The organism is Candidatus Pelagibacter communis, assembly GCF_001179945.1.
In the GTDB taxonomy this organism is placed as follows: Bacteria; Pseudomonadota; Alphaproteobacteria; order Pelagibacterales; family Pelagibacteraceae; genus Pelagilacustribacter; species Pelagilacustribacter ubique_A.
Genome location: NZ_CVSG01000038.1, coordinates 1 through 1110 on the forward strand (window position 1 = coordinate 1; position 1110 = coordinate 1110).

Here is a 1110-nt window from a genome sequence, read left to right on the forward strand (position 1 = left end):
AAAAAACTGGATGCTCAACTTTATAATCTACATTTTTACTTTTTGGTGATCCCCAAATAAAATCTTCTTGGCCCACGGGATCGCTACTAAGATCCTCCAAATGCTCCCAGTCATCTAAATGTAAAATTACACTTTCTCCCCCAATTACATTTTGCTCTTCCATTTTTGTCATTATTAACCAATCTGTTTTCTCTTTTACATACGTTCCATCAGTATGAAGATCTAAATTTGTATAGGCTTTTCTAAGATAAGAGTCGCTACTATCTTGGTGTTTGACATGAAACCTAGCATAATATTTACCTGTCATAGAATCAAAATTCGGATTACCAACTAAATAAGCAAGACCTGTCGAAAGCTTTACCAGAAAATCTTTATCAAATTTTTTATTATTAATATCGGGTTCTACGATCGCTGTGCCTGTGCTACGATCATTAAGAATTTCACTTAAAGTTTTACTTAGTTTATTTTGAAATACTTCATCTAAGCTTTTCGCTAAACTAAATCTAGAAAATGGTTTGTATTCTAAAGACAATATTGAATGTTTTTTAAATGGAAAAATCAATCTATCTAAGTCACTTTCATTTAACTTAATTACTCGAACTCTCTTAGAGTTGTTATGATCTGTAATTGAAAAACTCATTTACTCAATATTACCCATGATCCACAAAACAATAAAAATTGCTAATATTGGTTCCATTTTTAATTTTACCACAAATTAGATGTTAGTCAAAAAACTTAGCAAAAATGCCGAAGCAATTGTAGGAATAACTAAATTTTTTTTTGATAATATAAATATTGAAATGCAGGTAAAGAATACTATTAGTCTCATTATTAATTCAGAGTCCGCTAAAACTCCGGCAGGGAAAATAATCATTCTTCCCAGCAAAGCCGCCAAAGTTGAGTAAGCAACACAATTAAACCATTTAAATATTTTTGATTTTACGCTCACTTTTTCAGATGTTAAAGCTCCCATGAATCTTGAAATATATGTTGCAATTGAAGTTGCTATAATAGCTAAAATGATAATTTGACTACTAACCATTTTTTTCTCCGAATAGAAAAGCTACTGATCCAGCAATTAATCCAGCAAATAATAATGACCACTCAGAT

2 protein-coding genes are annotated in these 1110 nt (G+C 30.5%); both read right to left on the reverse strand.

Annotated features, from left to right (window positions below; all coding sequences use genetic code 11):
- The coding region (locus tag AMN78_RS01000) for a carbon starvation induced protein CsiD (protein ID WP_075533760.1) at window positions 1-640 on the reverse strand (640 nt) is incomplete at its 3' end.
- A gap of 75 nt (window positions 641-715) precedes the next feature.
- Window positions 716-1042: an AzlD domain-containing protein gene (locus tag AMN78_RS01005; RefSeq protein ID WP_075533761.1), complete on the reverse strand. Its 327-nt coding sequence runs from the start codon at window positions 1040-1042 to the stop codon at window positions 716-718.
- Window positions 1043-1110: the final 68 nt, after the last annotated feature.